The 17,626-nt window shown below is 61.5% G+C and carries 12 protein-coding genes; 5 read left to right on the top strand and 7 right to left on the bottom strand.

Going from position 1 to position 17,626, the window contains the following annotated elements; genetic code table 11:
• Window positions 1-8 precede the first annotated feature (8 nt).
• Window positions 9-1,766, top strand: a complete 1,758-nt coding sequence (locus ACIBK2_RS38500) for an ATP-dependent DNA helicase (RefSeq protein WP_396974925.1) — start codon at window positions 9-11, stop codon at window positions 1,764-1,766.
• A 527-nt stretch (window positions 1,767-2,293) separates the two neighbouring features.
• On the opposite strand, the gene ACIBK2_RS38495 is transcribed toward ACIBK2_RS38500, so the two are convergent.
• Entirely contained in the window at window positions 2,294-2,827 is a 534-nt protein-coding gene (locus ACIBK2_RS38495) for a hypothetical protein (protein ID WP_396974923.1), read from the bottom strand.
• Window positions 2,828-3,158: 331 nt separating this feature from the next.
• Between ACIBK2_RS38495 and ACIBK2_RS38490 the strand changes: the two genes are divergently transcribed.
• Window positions 3,159-4,925, top strand: coding sequence for a zinc-ribbon domain-containing protein (locus ACIBK2_RS38490; RefSeq protein WP_396974921.1), 1,767 nt, complete (start codon window positions 3,159-3,161; stop codon window positions 4,923-4,925).
• An 87-nt stretch (window positions 4,926-5,012) separates the two neighbouring features.
• Window positions 5,013-5,222 (top strand): hypothetical protein, encoded by a 210-nt coding sequence (locus ACIBK2_RS38485; protein WP_396974919.1) that lies wholly within the window; start codon window positions 5,013-5,015, stop codon window positions 5,220-5,222.
• Here the strand turns inward: ACIBK2_RS38485 and ACIBK2_RS38480 are convergent.
• Both ACIBK2_RS38480 and ACIBK2_RS38475 read right to left on the bottom strand, forming a co-directional pair.
• Window positions 5,191-8,388, bottom strand: a complete 3,198-nt coding sequence (locus ACIBK2_RS38480) for a hypothetical protein (RefSeq protein ID WP_396974917.1) — start codon at window positions 8,386-8,388, stop codon at window positions 5,191-5,193. The two genes, ACIBK2_RS38485 and ACIBK2_RS38480, sit on opposite strands and share 32 nt — an antisense overlap.
• 674 nt (window positions 8,389-9,062) lie before the next feature.
• Window positions 9,063-10,001 carry an HNH endonuclease gene (locus ACIBK2_RS38475; protein WP_396974916.1) on the bottom strand — a complete coding sequence of 313 codons (939 nt, stop codon included), beginning with the start codon at window positions 9,999-10,001 and terminating at the stop codon, window positions 9,063-9,065.
• 337 nt (window positions 10,002-10,338) lie between these two features.
• On the opposite strand from ACIBK2_RS38475, the gene ACIBK2_RS38470 reads away from it, so the two are divergent.
• Both ACIBK2_RS38470 and ACIBK2_RS38465 read left to right on the top strand, forming a co-directional pair.
• A complete protein-coding gene (locus ACIBK2_RS38470) occupies window positions 10,339-10,767 on the top strand; it encodes a hypothetical protein (RefSeq protein ID WP_396974914.1) in 429 nt (142 codons plus the stop codon).
• 3 nt (window positions 10,768-10,770) lie between these two features.
• Complete coding sequence (locus ACIBK2_RS38465) at window positions 10,771-11,817, top strand: tyrosine-type recombinase/integrase (protein WP_396974913.1); 1,047 nt, start codon at window positions 10,771-10,773, stop codon at window positions 11,815-11,817.
• Between the two features lie 810 nt (window positions 11,818-12,627).
• On the opposite strand, the gene ACIBK2_RS38460 is transcribed toward ACIBK2_RS38465, so the two are convergent.
• From ACIBK2_RS38460 to ACIBK2_RS38445, 4 genes are all read right to left on the bottom strand, one after another.
• The gene (locus ACIBK2_RS38460) at window positions 12,628-13,110 is read right to left on the bottom strand and encodes a hypothetical protein (protein WP_396974911.1); all 483 of its coding nucleotides are present in this window, start codon (window positions 13,108-13,110) and stop codon (window positions 12,628-12,630) included.
• Between the two features lie 189 nt (window positions 13,111-13,299).
• Window positions 13,300-13,698 (bottom strand): GNAT family N-acetyltransferase, encoded by a 399-nt coding sequence (locus ACIBK2_RS38455; RefSeq protein ID WP_396974910.1) that lies wholly within the window; start codon window positions 13,696-13,698, stop codon window positions 13,300-13,302.
• Between the two features lie 272 nt (window positions 13,699-13,970).
• Window positions 13,971-14,966, bottom strand: a complete 996-nt coding sequence (locus tag ACIBK2_RS38450; protein ID WP_396974908.1) for an HNH endonuclease — start codon at window positions 14,964-14,966, stop codon at window positions 13,971-13,973.
• A gap of 252 nt (window positions 14,967-15,218) precedes the next feature.
• Window positions 15,219-17,621, bottom strand: a complete 2,403-nt coding sequence (locus ACIBK2_RS38445) for a phosphoketolase (protein ID WP_396974907.1) — start codon at window positions 17,619-17,621, stop codon at window positions 15,219-15,221.
• Between the last annotated feature and the right edge of the window lie 5 nt (window positions 17,622-17,626).

Here is a 17,626-nt window from a genome sequence, read left to right as displayed (position 1 = left end):
TGGCGGCTTTGGTCGCCGAAGCCATAGATCGCCGACGGCACCTCGTGGTTCGAGCAGGCACCGGCGTCGGCAAAACGTTGGCATACCTCATCCCGGCAATACTGTCGGGTCAGCGCACGGTTGTGTCGACTGCGACAAAGCAACTCCAGGAACAGATCGCTGCGCGAGATCTGCCTAGCCTGTGCGCGGCACTCGGCCGCGACATCACCTGGGCAGTCGTCAAGGGGCGAGGGAACTACGTCTGCCAACAACGACTCATCGAGGTCGATGCCGAACTCGATGAGAATCGACCGGCCGCCTACCAACGGCTCTTCGGGTGGGCTGAGACCACTGAGTCCGGCGATCGAGACGAATTGACCACCGCCGTATCGGACACAGTGTGGCGCCGCGTATCCGTCCGGGGCGACGAGTGCCCGGGCCGGGTCCGCTGCCCCTCCGGCGACACTTGCTTCGCCGAGCGTGCCCGCAGCCAGGCAACCACTGCCGATGTGGTGGTCACCAACCATCACGTCTATGCGGCCACCCTTACTTCGTCACATCAGATGCTTCCTGACCACGCAATTGCCGTATTCGATGAAGCGCACCAACTCGAGGAGGCAATCCGCCAGATGACCTCGACATACGTAGATGTTGCGCGAATCGCCCGCATCTCAGGAGCACCCGCAGACAGTCCGCTTGCGGATCTGCTCGAAACACTCACATCTCATGTCGGCACGCATCTCGCCCAAGCTCCTGAGAACCTCGACACCACGTTGCAGGCAGCCACGGAGATGATCTATGCCGCCGCGGCCGAGCAGCGAGCACTCGTTTCGGCAGGGCAGGAAAGCGCGCGCCGCCGCGCACATGCCCTCGCACTGATCGGTGAGAATCTGGCCCTCAGCCAAACAACCGCGGACCGACCCCGCTGGGTCGAAGGAACGCTGAGCCAACCCGTGCTCCGCTCCTATTCCGCGGACAGTGGCGTACACCAGATTCTCGGCGACGCGCAGCGACGCACCGTCGTCCTGACCAGCGCCACGATCGGTGACGACATTCCCGCTGCATTCGGAATCCCCTGCGATGCAGCGACAACAGCGACCGTGTCCAGCCCTTTCGCATATGAAGACCAGGCCATCTTCTATTGCGCCGCCGATCTGCCCGACCCACGACAACCTGGTTGGGCTGCCGCCGCACACGCCGAACTATCAACGCTGATCAAAGCCGCAGGAGGACGAACACTAGCGCTGTTCACATCGTGGAACTCTCTGCACGCGGCTCACGCAGCAGTTGCACCGACCCTCGACGTAGACGTGCTGGTCCAAGGCGAGCTGGGTCGCCAAGAACTGCTGCGCCGCTTTCGCGATGACAACACATCTTGCCTCTTCGGCACCATCGGACTCGCTCAGGGAACCGACATACCCGGGGACGCCTTAACTCTCGTCACCCTCGACCGACTGCCGTTCCCTCCAGCGCGCGACCCCTACTACCAGGCGCGGCGAGCCACCGCCCGTGCGCGAGCCTTTCAAGACGTCGATCTCCGCCACGCCCAAACCCTCCTAGCACAGGTAGCTGGCCGGCTCATCCGCAAAAGCACAGACCGTGGTGTCTTCGCTGTACTTGATCCGCGACTCGCCAACGCCGGCTACCGCTGGTCACTCGTCAACGCCGCACCACCGATGCGACGAAGCCGAGACAGCGTCGAAGTCTGCGAATTCCTTCGGTCTCTGCGCCCCGTCAACCCGGACGCCGAGGGCCCACTCCCGGTGGACTTTAAATCCCTTGCCTAGCAATAGACCTGGTTCCGCTCATTGCTCACGCCCACCCGCACGACGAGATGATGCAGCACGCCTCAGCCGTCTACCAGACCAGAGCCCTGATCCTGTTGGTAGTCATAGCGATCTGGCCCCACCCGCCTCGCCGGCACCAAGGTCTCTCGGGGGTCGACGCCACGCTCGTTGTGCCGTCGCCAAGAGGTAGTCGGTTCATCGATGGATACCGCAGCGGATCTCGGACCCGTAGCGTCAGTTGACGTTCGACGTCGAGCTCGGGCGATGACCGTTTCTAAAGGAGCGACGGTTGCTTATGTAGATCCAGCATTTGCGATCCAGAGCACGACGATTCGCAAGTCCGACAAACAGAATTCGAATCCTTTTGATAGCAATGCTGCTCAGCTACGCTGACCGAACCAACGGCGACCTACGAGCCCCGCGCACGCTCGAGGCAACGTGACGTGCCGAATACTGCTGCGCCAAGCGGTAATTCGGCTCAACCGGCAACCAGCCGCGCTGGCCGACAATTGGCAGTATTGTGCTCCCTATAGTGTCGAGTCGAAGCTGGTGATCGGTGTGCGTGCCACATTCATTTTCGCGGACGACATTTTCGTCCGGGCCGTCCGGGCCGTCCGGGCCGTCCGGGCCGTCCGGGCCGTAGCTGCGGCGCCGCTCATGTGGTGCGGCGTACCAGGATTGATCGAGGGCAGTCGCGATCGGGACCGCAGCTTGGCGGGCGAAAGCCCTACGCAGCTGCCGTAGGGCTTTGTCGCCATCTGTTGCGTGGTCAGCCGTGGCTGATGGGACTTCGGGGTGGGCATGTCCGGCAGGTACAGGCCAGCTTTGGGGAGCTCCGCGTACCCAGGGGCGTACTTGCGGTGGAGATGAAAGTAGTGCCCGAGCGGGGTCAGCATCGGATTCCAACGCTCACCGTTGCTATCGATCACAATCAGGTCGGCTCGTTCTAGCGCTGCTGCGCTTTGACGCCAGCTCTTGACCGGGGGCGTGTCCGACATCCCGTGCGCGATCCACGCCAACACCGCCAGCTGCCGGTCATTTATACCGCGTTCAGTCGGCATTGCGGATACATCCCCCAGATGTAGATCGTAGTTGGCCACCACGGCATCCAGCCGTCGACCGAGTCACACGATACCGACTCGGCTACAACCGATCTCAGCGCCAGTGACAACGAGAGCGGTCGTGCCCCTCAACCTCGTCGACTACTGCAAGCCATCCGCGAGCCTGCTGGCAGCCTTCGCTCGACCACTAGTAAGACGGCCCCGAAGCCCCGCCTGCCAAGAATTTGCCCTCACCCCGGACGTCAGCCACCCAGGCTTCAAATTCCACTTGCACCCTGGGCCATACAAACTGGTCGCGCCGCCCCACCCCCGGGTATATTTCATCAACGCGATGAACACCTGTGCTGTTGATGAATGTCCTAACGAAGCTGCGTTCAGATCGAGAACTCGGCCGACCTGGTGCGACCAGCACATCACCGCGATTCTGTTGCAGGGCGGGCTTGCCCCGCTCGAACCCTTCACCAAGCGTGATGCCTACCGCCTGACGCGCTGCACGACCTGTGGCTGCGAGGCGCACTACAAGTTCGACTACATCCTCGACAAGAACGCGATTAATGAACCCGTGTGCCGTGCTTGCTTCTGGCGGCAATGGGCAGCCGATGCTCGGCGGCTCTCACACAGCGCGGCAGTACCAGTGGACTTGGAAGCGGTGCGCCAGCACGCCGAGCTGAACGGGCTTGAATACCTTGACCCACTTACTAACCCATCACTGGAGGACGACCCGCACCTAACCCGATGCAAGAGCTGCGGCAAGATCCAAGCCGAACGGACGGGCGACATCGGCTGGGGCTGCAGTAGCTGCCACCGCAACCCCAAACGCCAAACACCCGTCAACGAAGCCGGCCCGAAGACACAGAACCTCCTGCGCAACTCTGACAACAAGGCAGTCTCGTGGTGGGACCACGACGCCAACCCCGAATCACTCTGGCAGACAGCAAAACTCCGATCGCCGAAACAAGCCCGATGGCGGTGTCCGGTGTGCGGCACGAGATTCACCGCTGTCATCCGGGAAATGACAGACCACACATGGCGCAGGTCGTGTCCGTCATGCAGAGCCGAATGGGAGCGCGAGCACGCACGGCGTCAGGCGGAACTCAGCACCAAAACCGTCGCGGACATCCCCCAGCTGGCTGCGCAGTGGATCGACCCGACGCCCCCTGACCAAGTGCCGGTTCTGGAGTTCGGGCTGTTCAAGTTCCGGTGTTCCAACGGGCACCAGCCTCGCAGCCGCCCGGACCGGTGGCTGGAGGAGGGATGTCCTTCCTGCCGCGCGAACGCTACCCGCAAGGCGAACGCCGCTTCTGCAACGGCGGACCCCACCTCATCACGCCTGAGTCCGGAGATCAGCTCTCAGTGGCACCCCACCCGCAACGGTCGTTGGCAATTGGCCGAGGTCTCCCCGGAGTCGCGTCGCCTTGCGTGGTGGAAGGACCCCGTGTGCGGTCACGAATGGGAAGCAACCCCACGCGAACGCGACAATTATGCCCGCCTCCGGTGCCCCGAATGCAGCACGGTGCTCGACTCCCTGGCCTTCCACTATCCCGAGCTGGCCGCCCAGTGGGCACCAGAAAACAACGTAACCCCGTGGCATGTCCGCCCCACCGGGACGATGCTCGGCGAACAGCCAGTTTGGGTGTGCCCCAACGATCCTGCGCACCGCTGGCAATCGTCACCAGCTTCGCGGGCCGCCGGCTCGACGTGCCCCGAGTGCCAACAAAGCGGTAAGTCGATGGTCGAACTCGCCCACCTGACCCAAGCACGACACATCTTCGGCAACGCAGCCTCTGGTAAGCGCATCAGCTCCGACATATTCACGCGCCGCGGAGCCTGGACTGTCGATATTCTTGTCGACTTACCAGCGGGCGGACAGCTGGCCATCGAGTATGACGGTGCGTACTGGCATGCCGACAAGGGCGAGCTGGATGCCGACAAGAGCCGAGACCTACTCGCCACTGGCCTGACCGTTGTTCGGCTGCGCGAGGCACCACTACCGCCCCTCGGCATCGACGATCCCTCCTACCACGAGATCACCGTATATTCGCTCGCCCCTGACCCAGTGGGTGTGATCAAGCTGGTGAAGTCGATTGTCTGCCAGTAAGGGTCGGTTACCGGAGGTCAACTTCTAGCTAGCGAAAGCTCCTAGTCAGCCAAGTACCGCACGTCCTGGAGCATTGCGATCTGCCCCATGGCCAGATCCCTGACACATCCCGACGGCATCGTCGTTCCCTGGAACATGGGTGACGAGAATACTTTTCACTTCTCCGACGATGCGCAGACTCTGTGCGGCACAAGTCCCCGAAGCCAGCACATGGCCGTCAAAATCGGCGATGTCAGCACTGCTGCCAGCAATGACCGGGCACTGCTCATCCCGGTGCACCATTCGAAGGAGAAATGATTCGAGCCCCGAAGAACCCGAGGTCGATGAGCCGTGCGCGCAAGTCGGAGAACGCGTGGTCCGCCAACTGCTCCGGTGAGGCACGGAGCATATCGGTGGCTTTCGCTGCGATATGTTGACGCTCCCAATGGTCGGTGTTGTCAAGCAGTTGAATGAAGACACGACAACTTACCTCAGTCGCCTGTGCACGAACGAGCCTGTCAGCAACGGACATCGGATAGTTGATTCGTCCGCCAGTTGCTTCCAGAGTACGAGCAGTCAGCTGTAACCATTGGTCGTCGTCAATGTTGTTAACGAAAGACCAGCGACCGAGTCTGGCGAGCGCTATCTGCACTGTGGTCGTGTCACCGTCTAAAAGTCGAGTCCAGAACCTGACAGCGGCGGCGAGTTTGAGCGAGTCCGGTTCAGCGCCTTGAACGAGATAGGCGATGTCTTCGGCCGCATCGGCGAGCACGTCCGGTACATTTTTCAGCCGGCGAAGCAGCGTATCGAAATCGTAGCCCGACACCTCATGAACAGTAGCGATGGCAATGATTCGAGCCACATTGTCTGCGTGGCGCTTTGCTGCTTCGAACAGATCATCTGCGCAGTGGTGATACAGCCAAGGAGTGGGATGTGCCCACTTCAAGGTGAGATCAAACGTTTGCTTACCGAAGGGATCCCGCCTGAAGAACGATTGCAGGCATGCTTCGAGCCACTCACCAGCGATGTTCTCCAGGAACGCACGCGAGGATGCCAGGATGGCACGGAATTCCAGTCCGGCACCATCGGGGAGCCCTAGGAGATTGTTCAGTGCTTGTGCGAATTCCATTCGAACACTGCTAGTATTGCGGTGCTCCCAGCCAGCTAGAGCCAGCATTGTTTGCAGGCCCTGGCCCCACGAAGAGTTGATCGCACGCTCTAACGGCGACGAGCTGACCTTGCCGCCCTCGGGAGCACTATGGATCAATCTTTCGCAGACGTCCCACATCTCGTTTACCTTTGCTGAAATATCAGCTTCGTTATTCGCTAATCCTCTGGCTAGGTCGAGAAGCACCTTTTGGAGCTCTTGCGTGTCTTTACCATCATTGAATCCATACGGCTGATCTGCATCCTCGAATATATCTAACATGCGGGCGACGACGGCATCAATTACCTGGGGTGCATTGGGGCCAATGTCAGCGGCACCGGCTGTCAGTCCGCGCACGTAGTGTTCGACGTATTGGTTCGTCCCCAGAGCGGACATGATGGCCTGCGGGGTAGCGCTCCACTGCCCCGGATCTGCCGCCACTGCCTCTTCGAGCGCACGTGCAAGAGGAAAGGAGTCACCCCAGCCCTGGTTGCTGGGTTCACCGAGGTTCCAAGATGCCACCGTAGCGGCAACTTCCAGAGGGGGGCGCCCAGAGAGATCATCGATGCCGTAAGGAGACTCGACAACCTGGAACTCGATGGCGAAATTTCGATCGGCTATGAGAGGTTGCGTTGTTGGTTGATCGTTCCAGAGTTCAGAGGTCCGAGTGATGGCGTCAGCCCAGGCAGTCAAGACACTGTCGGGGAGAAGCGCCGACCAGCGCCACATTCGGCGCCAGTCGGCAGGAATGTCGTCTTCATCGGCTGGTGACGGCGAGGGCGTCCCGCAGGCTTCGACCCATGGCCGGAGATCCTCCGCGGAGGGGTCGCGAGCCATGATGCTGGCCACGAGGGCGAGGTCCTCTGCTGTCGTAAGTGCATGCGTGATCCGCTGGGCGATGTGGGCGATTCCATCGGAGATAGGTTGAGTGTCGGCATGCGCCAAGGCTTGGCCACGTAGGCGGTCGCCGACCTCACCCGACAACTTCCGCACCCAGTTCCATTGCTCCCTGAACGGCACATCGCTCTGTTGTGCTGCAGATATCAGACGTGAAAGATGATGTGCGAACAGCAATAGTGGCTGCGGGTGATCATCAAGGTCCAGGCCGAGTGCCTGGACGCCGAGCCATACATGACCGGCCTTGTCGCCGCGAGCCAGTCGCCTGGTCTTGCCCGCTACCATCCGAGCCCGTTCAACGAGATTGCCGTCGGTAACGCCAGCAACGAGATGCGCAAGAATCTCCGTGGCGTCGTATCGAGTTCCGCTCGAGAAGTCGCTGCAATGGTTAAGAACCGCGTCCGCCACCTGCTCGACCACGGGTTCGTACGGCTCCGCATCGCACGTCGCATGTACAACGAAAGACCGAATATTCGGTGAATCGCTGTGCAAGCGAGCGATCTCCGCCATCACCGGATAGCCTTCGGCACCCAACGACACAGCTACTCTAAGCACTTCGAATCGAGCGGCGGCATGTACTTCGGATTCCATCGTCGCGATGTCGGTCATAATCAACTGCAGCAACTCCGCGACCTGGGCGGGGTCTGTCTGGCCGAGGCTGCCACGCAGCGCAGCGACCGGCCAAGCTGAACTCGTTGATGGAGCCTGGGCGATGCGCGCCGCGTGCAACGGCGTCAGCCAGGCGGGATCCTGCACCGCGCCGAAAAACAGCCTCAAATGGTGATCATTTGTGGCGATGCCCGCCAACGCCTCGACTTGGTCGGCTGACGACCAAGGCTGTGCGGCCAGGTCCAGAATCGCGTCCGCAACTTCGTCCGGCGGAATGAACATCCGACCGAACCAAGTAACAACCCGATCAAAGAGCTCGTTAACCTCCGCCAACGACAGCTCCTCGTGCACACCGTCATTGGCGATTCCACGCAGTTCTTGGTACTCCGCGATTAGATCAGCGGGACCTGAGCGCGGATCAATGCCTGCTCGGCTTCGCAGCTGGGCGAGCAGTTTCAGGGAGTAGCTTGTGGCGCGGGATTCTCCGGATGACACGCGACGGAGTATGGAATCTAGTGTCTCTCGAGCAGCCTCCTGGTCCGTCCCAGGCACAGCTGTCTGCGTCTCGTATACGCGCCAAGCTGTCAGCACTGCTGTCAGTCCACCTTCGGCTGGATCATGCCCCTCGACAACGTGATTCAGCGCCTCGCGCAAATTGTAGGCGGCACTCGCTGAAAGCCGGAGCCTAGATTCGTCCGTTTCAGCTTGTGTCAAGAATGCCTTGGCAGTTCGCAAACAACTAAGTATCTTCACTGCCGGTGCGCCGAGTTCTGCTTGCAGCCGCTCCACCACCGACGGTGCCAGGTCTAGCACCACCTCATCGTCAAGCATTCCTCTATACCTCTCCCATAGCCTGAAGCTCCGGCCCGAATGCCCGAACGAGCCCAGCAAACTCGGCGCCAATCCATGGGTACCGCAGCGCCCATAGCTCGTTAGAGCCCCTCAGGACCGCCACTCCTCTCGTGCTGCAGGTGCGGCCTCTATAGAGAGAATTCCTCCCGCGAACCGCGGCATCCTGTTTCGCCAGAAGCTCTACTAGGTCGAGGAGTGTGGCTGCCGCAGCGACAGCTTCGATGACGTAACGCGATAGCCGCCTATGCATCTCGATCAGCGTCGCGTAAACAGGCCAACGTAACAGATCGAGCCGCGGAGGCTGGATTAGGAAATGGCGAGAGTCTGCAGGTCGGGTTCGGCCGGTATTGGACGCCATGGCGGTCTACTTTCGTGACCTCACCCGCGTGAAGGCAAGGGTTCTATCTTACACCACGTATGCGCAAGACCCCGTTTAGCTCACCCAACGCCGACCTCGGTGTGCCGACTCCGCTGGATTGGGCACCGAAGGCCAAGAGACGATGGGTAGGAAGATCGCGGGCCGACCCGTAGGGCCGGAGCTCAGTTGCTCCGGGTGGCTTCACTGACACATAGCGATCGTATGACCGCAAGGGTTGGGTAGCCCACACGTTTTCTGGACTCGTCAGGCCGATCTGAAGAAGCGGTGGCACACGTTATTTCGACGACACTCGCCAACGCTTAGGCTTCGTCCACGTTGCTTCACAGAAGCCCTCGACACACTTGCCCTCTTCCGGGTCCTCGATAATTCGGAACATCCATGGTCCCTGGAATTCGTAACCATCCTTCACTGCGTGATCGGTCACGAGCCCCACATCGAAGATCAGCTCCTTAAGCTCACACGGTCCGGTACCGACACCACCGCGCCATTCAGGCCATTCCAAATCAGGGCGAAAGCCGTGTTTAGTGGTCATGCCACTCTCTTCGAAGGTGACACGTATACCGTAGGGCGGTCGAACATAGCCCGGCCTGAAGGTGAATGTCATTCGGCGAGCGGTGTATTCGTTGATTTCGTCAGCGGGATCGAAGCCGAGTTCCCACCATGTATTTTCAGCGGAGAACCCGGTGCCGTCGAGTGCGACTTCGAACATGTGCTCAAGATCGAGGAGGAGCATGTCGAAACCTGCTGGTACAGCGTAGTTCTCCTCCTCTCCGCTGCGGCTGACAACGAACTCCTTCTTGACTGGATACGCGATCAGCAAGACGCGCCCTGCGGGCGTCGCGGGTGTCACGAGTCGCCGGTCCATGCGACCGCCGTCCGTTGCAGGCTCTCCGAATTTGGCGTGGGCCCATCGCTCGTGGTCGGCCTTGAGCTGCCGGAGGTGTTCGACTGAGTAGGTGATGGGCTGGTCGTCGACTTGTTTGTGGTGCACCTTGCACAGCAGTATGAGGTTGTCGTACTTGTCGAGTTCCCCGCTGCTGATCAGCCCTGCCCTGGGCCCCCCTTTGGATCGCGCGACGATGTGCGCCTCGTCCCCGACCACCGACTCGCGGTCACCCTGGTTCCCGTCCAGGATGAGAGTCGTCTTGCAGATCGCGCATGAGTTGTGGGCACGAGCCCACAGGATCTTTCGATCTCGATCTTCGATCGTCACACTCGAAGTGTCGCAAACCATTCAGCTACATCGCGACTATGTCTGATATTCGAACGACAGGCCGGGCCAACAGCTGGGCATCACAAACATCGAAAGCCAGTACGCCCACTACAACTCACCGGCACAGGACGCCGGCGACAGCGTGATCCAATGCCCCGTCATCGTTCACGCACCCGGCGGTGCGGCTGACCGCACCCTTAGGCCGTGCGGTCGAGTGCCTCACCCATGGAGGCAGCATTTGGCTCACCCCGTCACACCACAACACCAGCACACACCCACAACCGAACACGAGCAATACATCTCACCCAGGGGCCGGGTTCGGGGGAAGACGCGCGCTGTGCTGATCCCGCCAGCCATCCCACCCCTGACACCGATAGACGAACTGATCGAAAGCCTCCGTACCGCACCACCACCGGTCCCGGCACCGATCGACCGCGACATCGTCTACGGCATGTGCACTGTCGGTGATGCCGGACGCATCCACGACAAACACCTCCTCGCCGCACTCGATTGGATCGCCGGCACCCGACTCGACATTCGCTGCCGCCCTGACGGTGCCGTGCTCGTCCACCCCACCGAGTACGGCGAAACGCACGTGAGCGCGAACCACCATTTCCGTGTTCCGTTCCGGCTGCGCCGCATCGCCGACCTCAACGTCGGCGACAAAGTCCTGCTCGTCGCCCACCCCACCGATCAGCAACTCGCCATCTACTCACCACCAGCACTACACGCCATTTTCGGGCAACCACGAAACCAGGCGTCGTAGGCGATGACCACGCCAGTCCGCAGCGTCGCGGACCCCGCCGCCATCGCCACCACCCGAATCCTGCTCTCGCAGATCGGCATCACACCCACCGACCTACTCACCGACACCCACCCAGCACCCACCTTCAACCAAGTAATCCCGAAACTCCGCACCACCCTCACCCCAGGAACCCTGCGCACCTACAACACCCACCTGCGCTGGCTCGAAAACAATTGGCCCCAAAGACGGTTGGACGAAGTATCCAAAGCCGAACTCGACGAACGAGCACGGCAAGTCCAGGCCAACAGCAGGACCACCCGCGGCACCCGCAACGGCGCCAGCGCCAAACAACATTTCATCAGCGCCGTGCGCTGCCTCTACCGCTACGCCGAAGACAACAACTGGATCCACCCCACCCGAAACCCCGCCCGCAGCCTCACTATGCCCGCGCGGCCCGCCTCGCATCGGCAAGCGATCCCCTCACCACGACTGGCCGAGATCTGCCACGTCGCCTCGATCACCGGCGACGACCGCGAACTCGACACGCTTCTGCTGCGACTGCACATCGAAACCGCCTGCCGCCGCAGCGGCGCGCTGAACCTACGACCGTGTGACCTCGACCCACACCAATGCCTGATCCTGCTACGCGAGAAGAACAACATCGACCGCTGGCAACCGATCTCCCCCACCCTCATGGCCCACCTCCTCCACCACACAGCACAACGCGGCAGCCCACCCGATGGCCAGCTCCTGCGCTACCGCAGCGGCAAACCCATCACCCGCCGACGCTACGACCACCTTTGGGACCGCCTCGGCCGCCATTTGCCTTGGGTCGCGGCCCAGCGCGTCACGACCCACTGGCTGCGGCACACCACCCTCACCTGGGTCGAACGCGCCTTCGGCTACGCCACCGCCCGCGCCTACGCCGGCCACCACACCCGAGCCCACGGCACCACCGCCACCTACGTCAAAGCCGACCTCTACGAAATCACCACAGCCCTAGCAACACTCACCCAAGAACCCCACCCACTCCTCACCGAGGCCCCTCTCGCGGCGGCAAACAGCTATTGAGTACCGGCCCGGTCGCTGCCATGCGGTGACCGGGCCTGCAACTACCACATATCGAGAGACGTTGAGACGGCACCGATTACGCACCGAACGCAGGGTCGCAGCCGACGTACCGGGCGTGTTACCGAGCCGATCGCACTGCAGCGACCAGCACCACCAAACACAGCACCCAGCAACCGATTCCGCTCTACCGCGAAGGCTGACTGGACCACCTCGTAAACAAGTGACCGTCAGATACTTTAAGCACGCGGCAAGCCAGCTACCTCAGAAAGGAGACCGAAACCCACTACAGCTCAACACAATACCGAGCATGGAGAACTCCACAACATCTCTGTGCTACGCTTCAGCGACGTATCTGAACAGTGCTTAAACACACCCATGTGTCATCGGTGTCGCAACGCGGGGTTCAAGTCCCCTCTCGCGCACAACTTGTGACATGTGTGTCGCGTTCAGGGGTTCAAGAGCCCCCGAACGCGACACATACGCCCCCACCAGGCCTCTTCCGACACATCCCCGCTATCGAAGCCAGCTACCGTGTTCAAGAGACCTCGAACACGCGCCTGCGGCACACGCGAGAAGTTTGCCCGGCCCGGCCAGGAACCTGTCAGAAACCCGACCGTCTGGACTCTTCGAGATAACAGGGCGGTCGCTGGCCCAACACCGACGAAGCCAGAACGTGTCGGCGTGTCTCATCGAGCACGTTTTCCCGAACGCATGCGAAGCCAGCAACCAAGGTGTAGGAGTCCGGCAACCGCTTCTACCGGGAAGCAAAGCCGGTCAAACACCCCCGAACCGGACACCGCAACGCAGCAGCTAGCCCTCCCGCGGCATGAAGAGCGAAAGCCCGTCCCGAGACTCCGGATCCCGCAACGGAGCCACTGCCGACGACAGGGCCTGGCCCAGCACCTGTGGACCCAGCACCGCGACAAGCCCCTCCTCGGGCATCGCGACCAACAGCACCGGATCCCCCGGCTCGATCCCCACCCAACGCCGCTTCTCCAGCGGCAACCGAACATGACCCCGGTGATCGATCGCAGAACGCCCCCACTCGACCGCACCGATCACAATCATGTCCTCGACCACCACGAACCCGACCACCGTCCCCGCCGGCCACCCCATCGCCTCGAACACCCGCGGCCCACACACCCGCGACCGATCATTGACGATCGACACCGCGAACTGCGACGACCACAACGGATCTGACGCATTCGCACTGGCCCGCTCGAGGAAGGACTCCGCCTCGTCCAGACAGCGGTCCATAAGGACGGGGAACTGTTTACGATCGAATTTGGACATCGGCTCCTGACCCCGCCGCTGATCCTCGTCCAACACCATCAAACCCGAACTTCACGAACCGTGCCACCCAAAGCCTGCTACGCACAGACCGGCAGGGGTCGAGATCAGCTTCGCCGATAATCTCGGCAATATGGGCGCGCGCATCGACCTGCCCGTGCGGCGAGAAACCACGCCCTGCTCGCGTCGCGTTCAATCCAGCGCCGTTGACGCGCGTATGCGCAGCTCCAGGATCTCTTCGGCACCGAAATGCTCGCCAGTAGGCACGAACCCGGCGTTGATATACAACGCTCGCGCTCGCTCGTTGTTCTGCTGGACGCCGAGCCGGATCAATGGCGCGGCCAGATCATCGCGAACATGGGCGATCACCGCGCGCAAAGCGGCAGCGCCGAAGCCGTTGCCTTGCGCGTCCTTGTCGATCATCAACCGGTACAGCCAGATGTGGCCATCGTCCAGATCGGGGCCGTACATCACGAACCCCACTGCCTCGCCCGCCACCCGCACGGCCCGAGTCAGAAACCCAGGCAGGAAACGGCTTTCGGCGATCGAATACAGATTGGTCGCAACAAGACCACTCTGCTCATCCGCCACGGTCAGCTCAGCGACGTCCTCCCACGTGCCCGCACACAGGTCACTCAACTCCACACCGATCGACATACGGCAATTAATAGATCCTCAACGCGACCGTGTCACCTTGTTTTCCGCCCATCGTCCACACCTCCGGGCAGTTGAGGCCAGTCGGGGTGGCTACCCGCTACGGCAGGCCGACCTGCATAAGCCGCTACTCAACGTTCTGCAGCTCAATGAGCCATGGTCCACGCATACCCCTCAGGCTCGACGCGTACGTCTAGTCTATTTTCAAGCTACGTAATTCCATAAATGCGACTCTGCTCCTTAAAAATATCGTCGAGGAGGTCCTCATCGAGGGTTACTTTGCATGTCGCGGTGATGACAAAGTTCTTGCCCGTTCCTGCGGCTGGATTGTGGAGAACCCTCTCCACCTCGGTCACAAGCTGTATGACCCAAGTCTCGATATCATGAATCGGTCGATCGGCGAGCTTGCTGACGCTAGTTAGCAGGCGTCGGATATTCCGGGGTCCAGTCACGTTTCTCGCGTTTTGAGACCATTCGAGAAATTGCTTGTAAACCGAGAGAACTCGGCGAGCCATCCCGTGGATCAGCCTGAAGTCGCCGGACATCCCCTCGCGCCCAAACGCTTCCACCTGATCCTTTACCTCGAAAGCCAGTTCGAGACCATTCACCATGGCCTTCAAATCTCGTAATGAAGCCACCGCGTATGCGGAAGAACCACGCCCGTTCTCAATAGATGTTAAGGGATATAGCCGTGACACAGTCTTGCGCGATCTGATCTCTTCGAGGCCGATCTGGAGATGCCCCGCATAGAGTAGAAATTCCCATGACCATGGGCGGTTGCAGATCACGTAGTCAATCTCGGACTGCGTTCTCGGCACATAAGGAAACACCTCGAGCGCGTTTGTTTCGGTTACCGAGCCGCCGCCTTCCGCTGCAGGGTTGTCGAACTTCTCGTGGGCCCATCGCTCGTGTTCTGCCTTCAGCTGCCGTAGACGTTCGGCTGTGTACGACCCCGGCTGATCATCTATTTGTTTGTGATGCACCTTGCATAGGAGAATCAGGTTTTCGTACTTGTTTAGGTCGGCGGTAGGGATCAGACTTGCCCGCGGGCCGCCGCTTGATTGGGCGACGATGTGTGCTTCGTCGCCAACGACGGATTCCCGGTCAGTTTCTGTCGCATCCACCACCAGGGGCTGCTTACAGATCGCGCATGAGTTATGGGAGCGCGCCCAGAGGATCTTCCGGTCCCGAGCTTCGATCGTCACAGCCGAAGTGTGGCAGGCTGGCCTCTTGTCTTGCAGGCGATCTCGCCGAGCAGGTCCGCTGATCGGGTTGGTGCTGGTGCTGGTGCGTGGCCAGGTGGATGTAACTCGGTGATACACCCCAGTTCCATCGTGGTTTGGGCGTATGCACTGGTCACAGTTCACCTTTTCGGGTAATGGATCAGCCGGCCGTTAGACATAGGGACCGTTCTCGGTTGCGCCTCCGGAGAGGCTTCACGTCGCAAGCCTGGAAGCTCATTTCACCTGCGGTGATTCGGATATCGGCCGCTGGGGCCAGGTCCAGTCGGTGATGGCGGGGTCGTCTTCGCCGTGCTGGCGGGTGTAGGCGCGGGCGGACAGGCGGGCGTCGGCCATTTGCTGGCGCAGGATCGCTACCCGGCTGCCGAGGGATGGAACGCGGTCGATGACGTCCATGACGAGGTGGAAGCGGTCGAGTTCGTTGAGCATCACCATGTCGAATGGTGTTGTGGTGGTGCCTTCTTCGTTGTATCCGCGCACGTGAATGTTGTGGTGGTTGGTGCGGGCGTAGGTGAGTTGGTGGATCACCGACGGGTAGCCGTGGAAGGCGAAGATCACCGGTTTGTCGGCGGTGAACAGCGCGTCGAAGTCGCGATCGGACAGGCCGTGGGGGTGTCGGTTGTCGGGTTGCAGGCGCATCAGGTCGACGACGTTGATGAACCGGACCTTCAGTTCGGGAAGGTGGGTGGCGAGTAGGTCTGCGGCGGCGAGTGTTTCGAGGGTGGGGATGTCGCCTGCGCAAGCGAGTACGACGTCGGGTTCGCCGTCGGTGGTGCCTGCCCACGGCCAGATTCCGAGTCCTCTGGTGCAGTGGGCGATGGCTTCGTCCATGGTCAGGTAGGTGAGTGCGGGTTGCTTTCCGGCGATGATGAGGTTGACGTAGTTGCGGCTGCGCAGGCAGTGATCGGCCACCGAGAGCAGGGTGTTGGTGTCCGGCGGCAGGTAGACCCGGGTGATCTCGGCTTTCTTCGTGATCACGTGGTCGATGAAACCTGGGTCCTGGTGCGAGAATCCGTTGTTGTCTTGACGCCAAACATGGGACGACAGTAGGTAATTCAGTGAGGCGATCGGGGCTCGCCACGGGATTTCCCTGGTGGTTTTGAGCCATTTGGCGTGCTGGTTGAACATCGAGTCGACGATGTGGATGAACGCCTCGTAGCAGTTGAACAATCCGTGCCGCCCGGTGAGCAGGTAGCCCTCCAGCCAGCCCTGACATAGATGTTCGGAGAGCACTTCCATGACTCGCCCGTCGGGAGCGAGATGGTCGTCTCCGGCCACAGTGCTTGCGTCCCAGGCCCGATCGGTTCGTTCGAAGACCGCCGAGAGTCGGTTCGACGCTGTTTCGTCCGGACCCATCAGCCGGAATCGGTCGGGGTTGGCGGCGATGATGTCACGTAGGAATTCTCCGAGGACCCCGGTCGCCCCGCTGGACTCGACCGCGGGATGCGCGACCGGGACGGCGTAGTTGCGGAAGTCGGGCATGGACAGGTCGCGCAGCAGCCGGCCGCCGTTGGCGTGCGGATTGGCGCTCATCCGCTGAACGCCTTGCAGTGCAAGGGAAGTCAGTTCCGGGACGAGCCGTCCGGTGGCGTCGAACAGCTCCTCGGGCCGGTAGCTGCGCATCCACTGCTCCAACTGCGCCCGGTGTCCCTCGTCGGTTCGGGTGTTCGCCAGTGGCACCTGGTGCGCGCGCCAGGTGCCCTCGACCGGGAGACCGTCGACCACTTTCGGCCCGGTCCAGCCCTTCGGGGTGCGCAGGACGATCATCGGCCACGATGGGCGCGCCGAGCCGGTGCCGGCGCGGGCGTCGCGCTGGATGGCCGCGATGTCGTCGCACACTCTGTCGAGGGTCGCGGCGAGTTGTTGGTGCACCTCGGCGGGATCGTCGCCGACCACGAAGTACGGGGTGTGGCCGTAACCGCGCATCAGCGAGGCCAGCTCCTCGTCCGGGATACGTGCCAGCACAGTGGGATTGGCGATCTTGTAGCCGTTGAGGTGCAGTACGGGCAGCACCGCGCCATCGGTCACCGGGTTGAGGAATTTGTTCGAATGCCAGCTCGCGGCGAGCGGCCCGGTCTCGGCTTCGCCGTCGCCGATTACGCACAGTGCCAACAGATCCGGGTTGTCGAAGACGGCGCCGTAGGCGTGCACGAGGGCGTAACCGAGTTCGCCGCCTTCATGAATAGACCCTGGTGTCTCGGGTGCGACGTGGCTCGGAATCCCGCCGGGGAAGGAGAACTGCCGAAACAGTGCCCGCATGCCGTCCTCGTCTTGGCTGATCGCGGAGTACACCTCGCTGTAGGTGCCCTCCAGGTAGGTATTGGCCACCAGTCCCGGTCCCCCGTGCCCGGGTCCGGTCACGTACAGCGCGTTGAGGTTTCGTGCTTTGATGACGCGGTTCATGTGCGCGTACAGCAAATTGAGGCCCGGCGTTGTCCCCCAGTGTCCGAGCAGCCGTGGTTTGACGTGTTCGGCGCGCAGCGGTTCGCGCAGCAGCGGGTTGTCCAGCAGATAGATCTGGCCCACCGACAGATAGTTCGCCGCTCGCCAGTAGGCGTCGATCAGCTTCAGCTCATCAACGGTCAGGGTGGGGTTCTCGGCAAGATGGATGGACGGCACGGTGG

Origin of the sequence: Nocardia sp. NPDC050175 (assembly GCF_044459885.1) — a bacterium.
Classification (GTDB): Bacteria; Actinomycetota; Actinomycetes; order Mycobacteriales; family Mycobacteriaceae; genus Nocardia.
The sequence above is the reverse complement of the archived record's forward strand: the minus strand, read 5'-3'. Positions and strand labels throughout refer to the sequence as shown.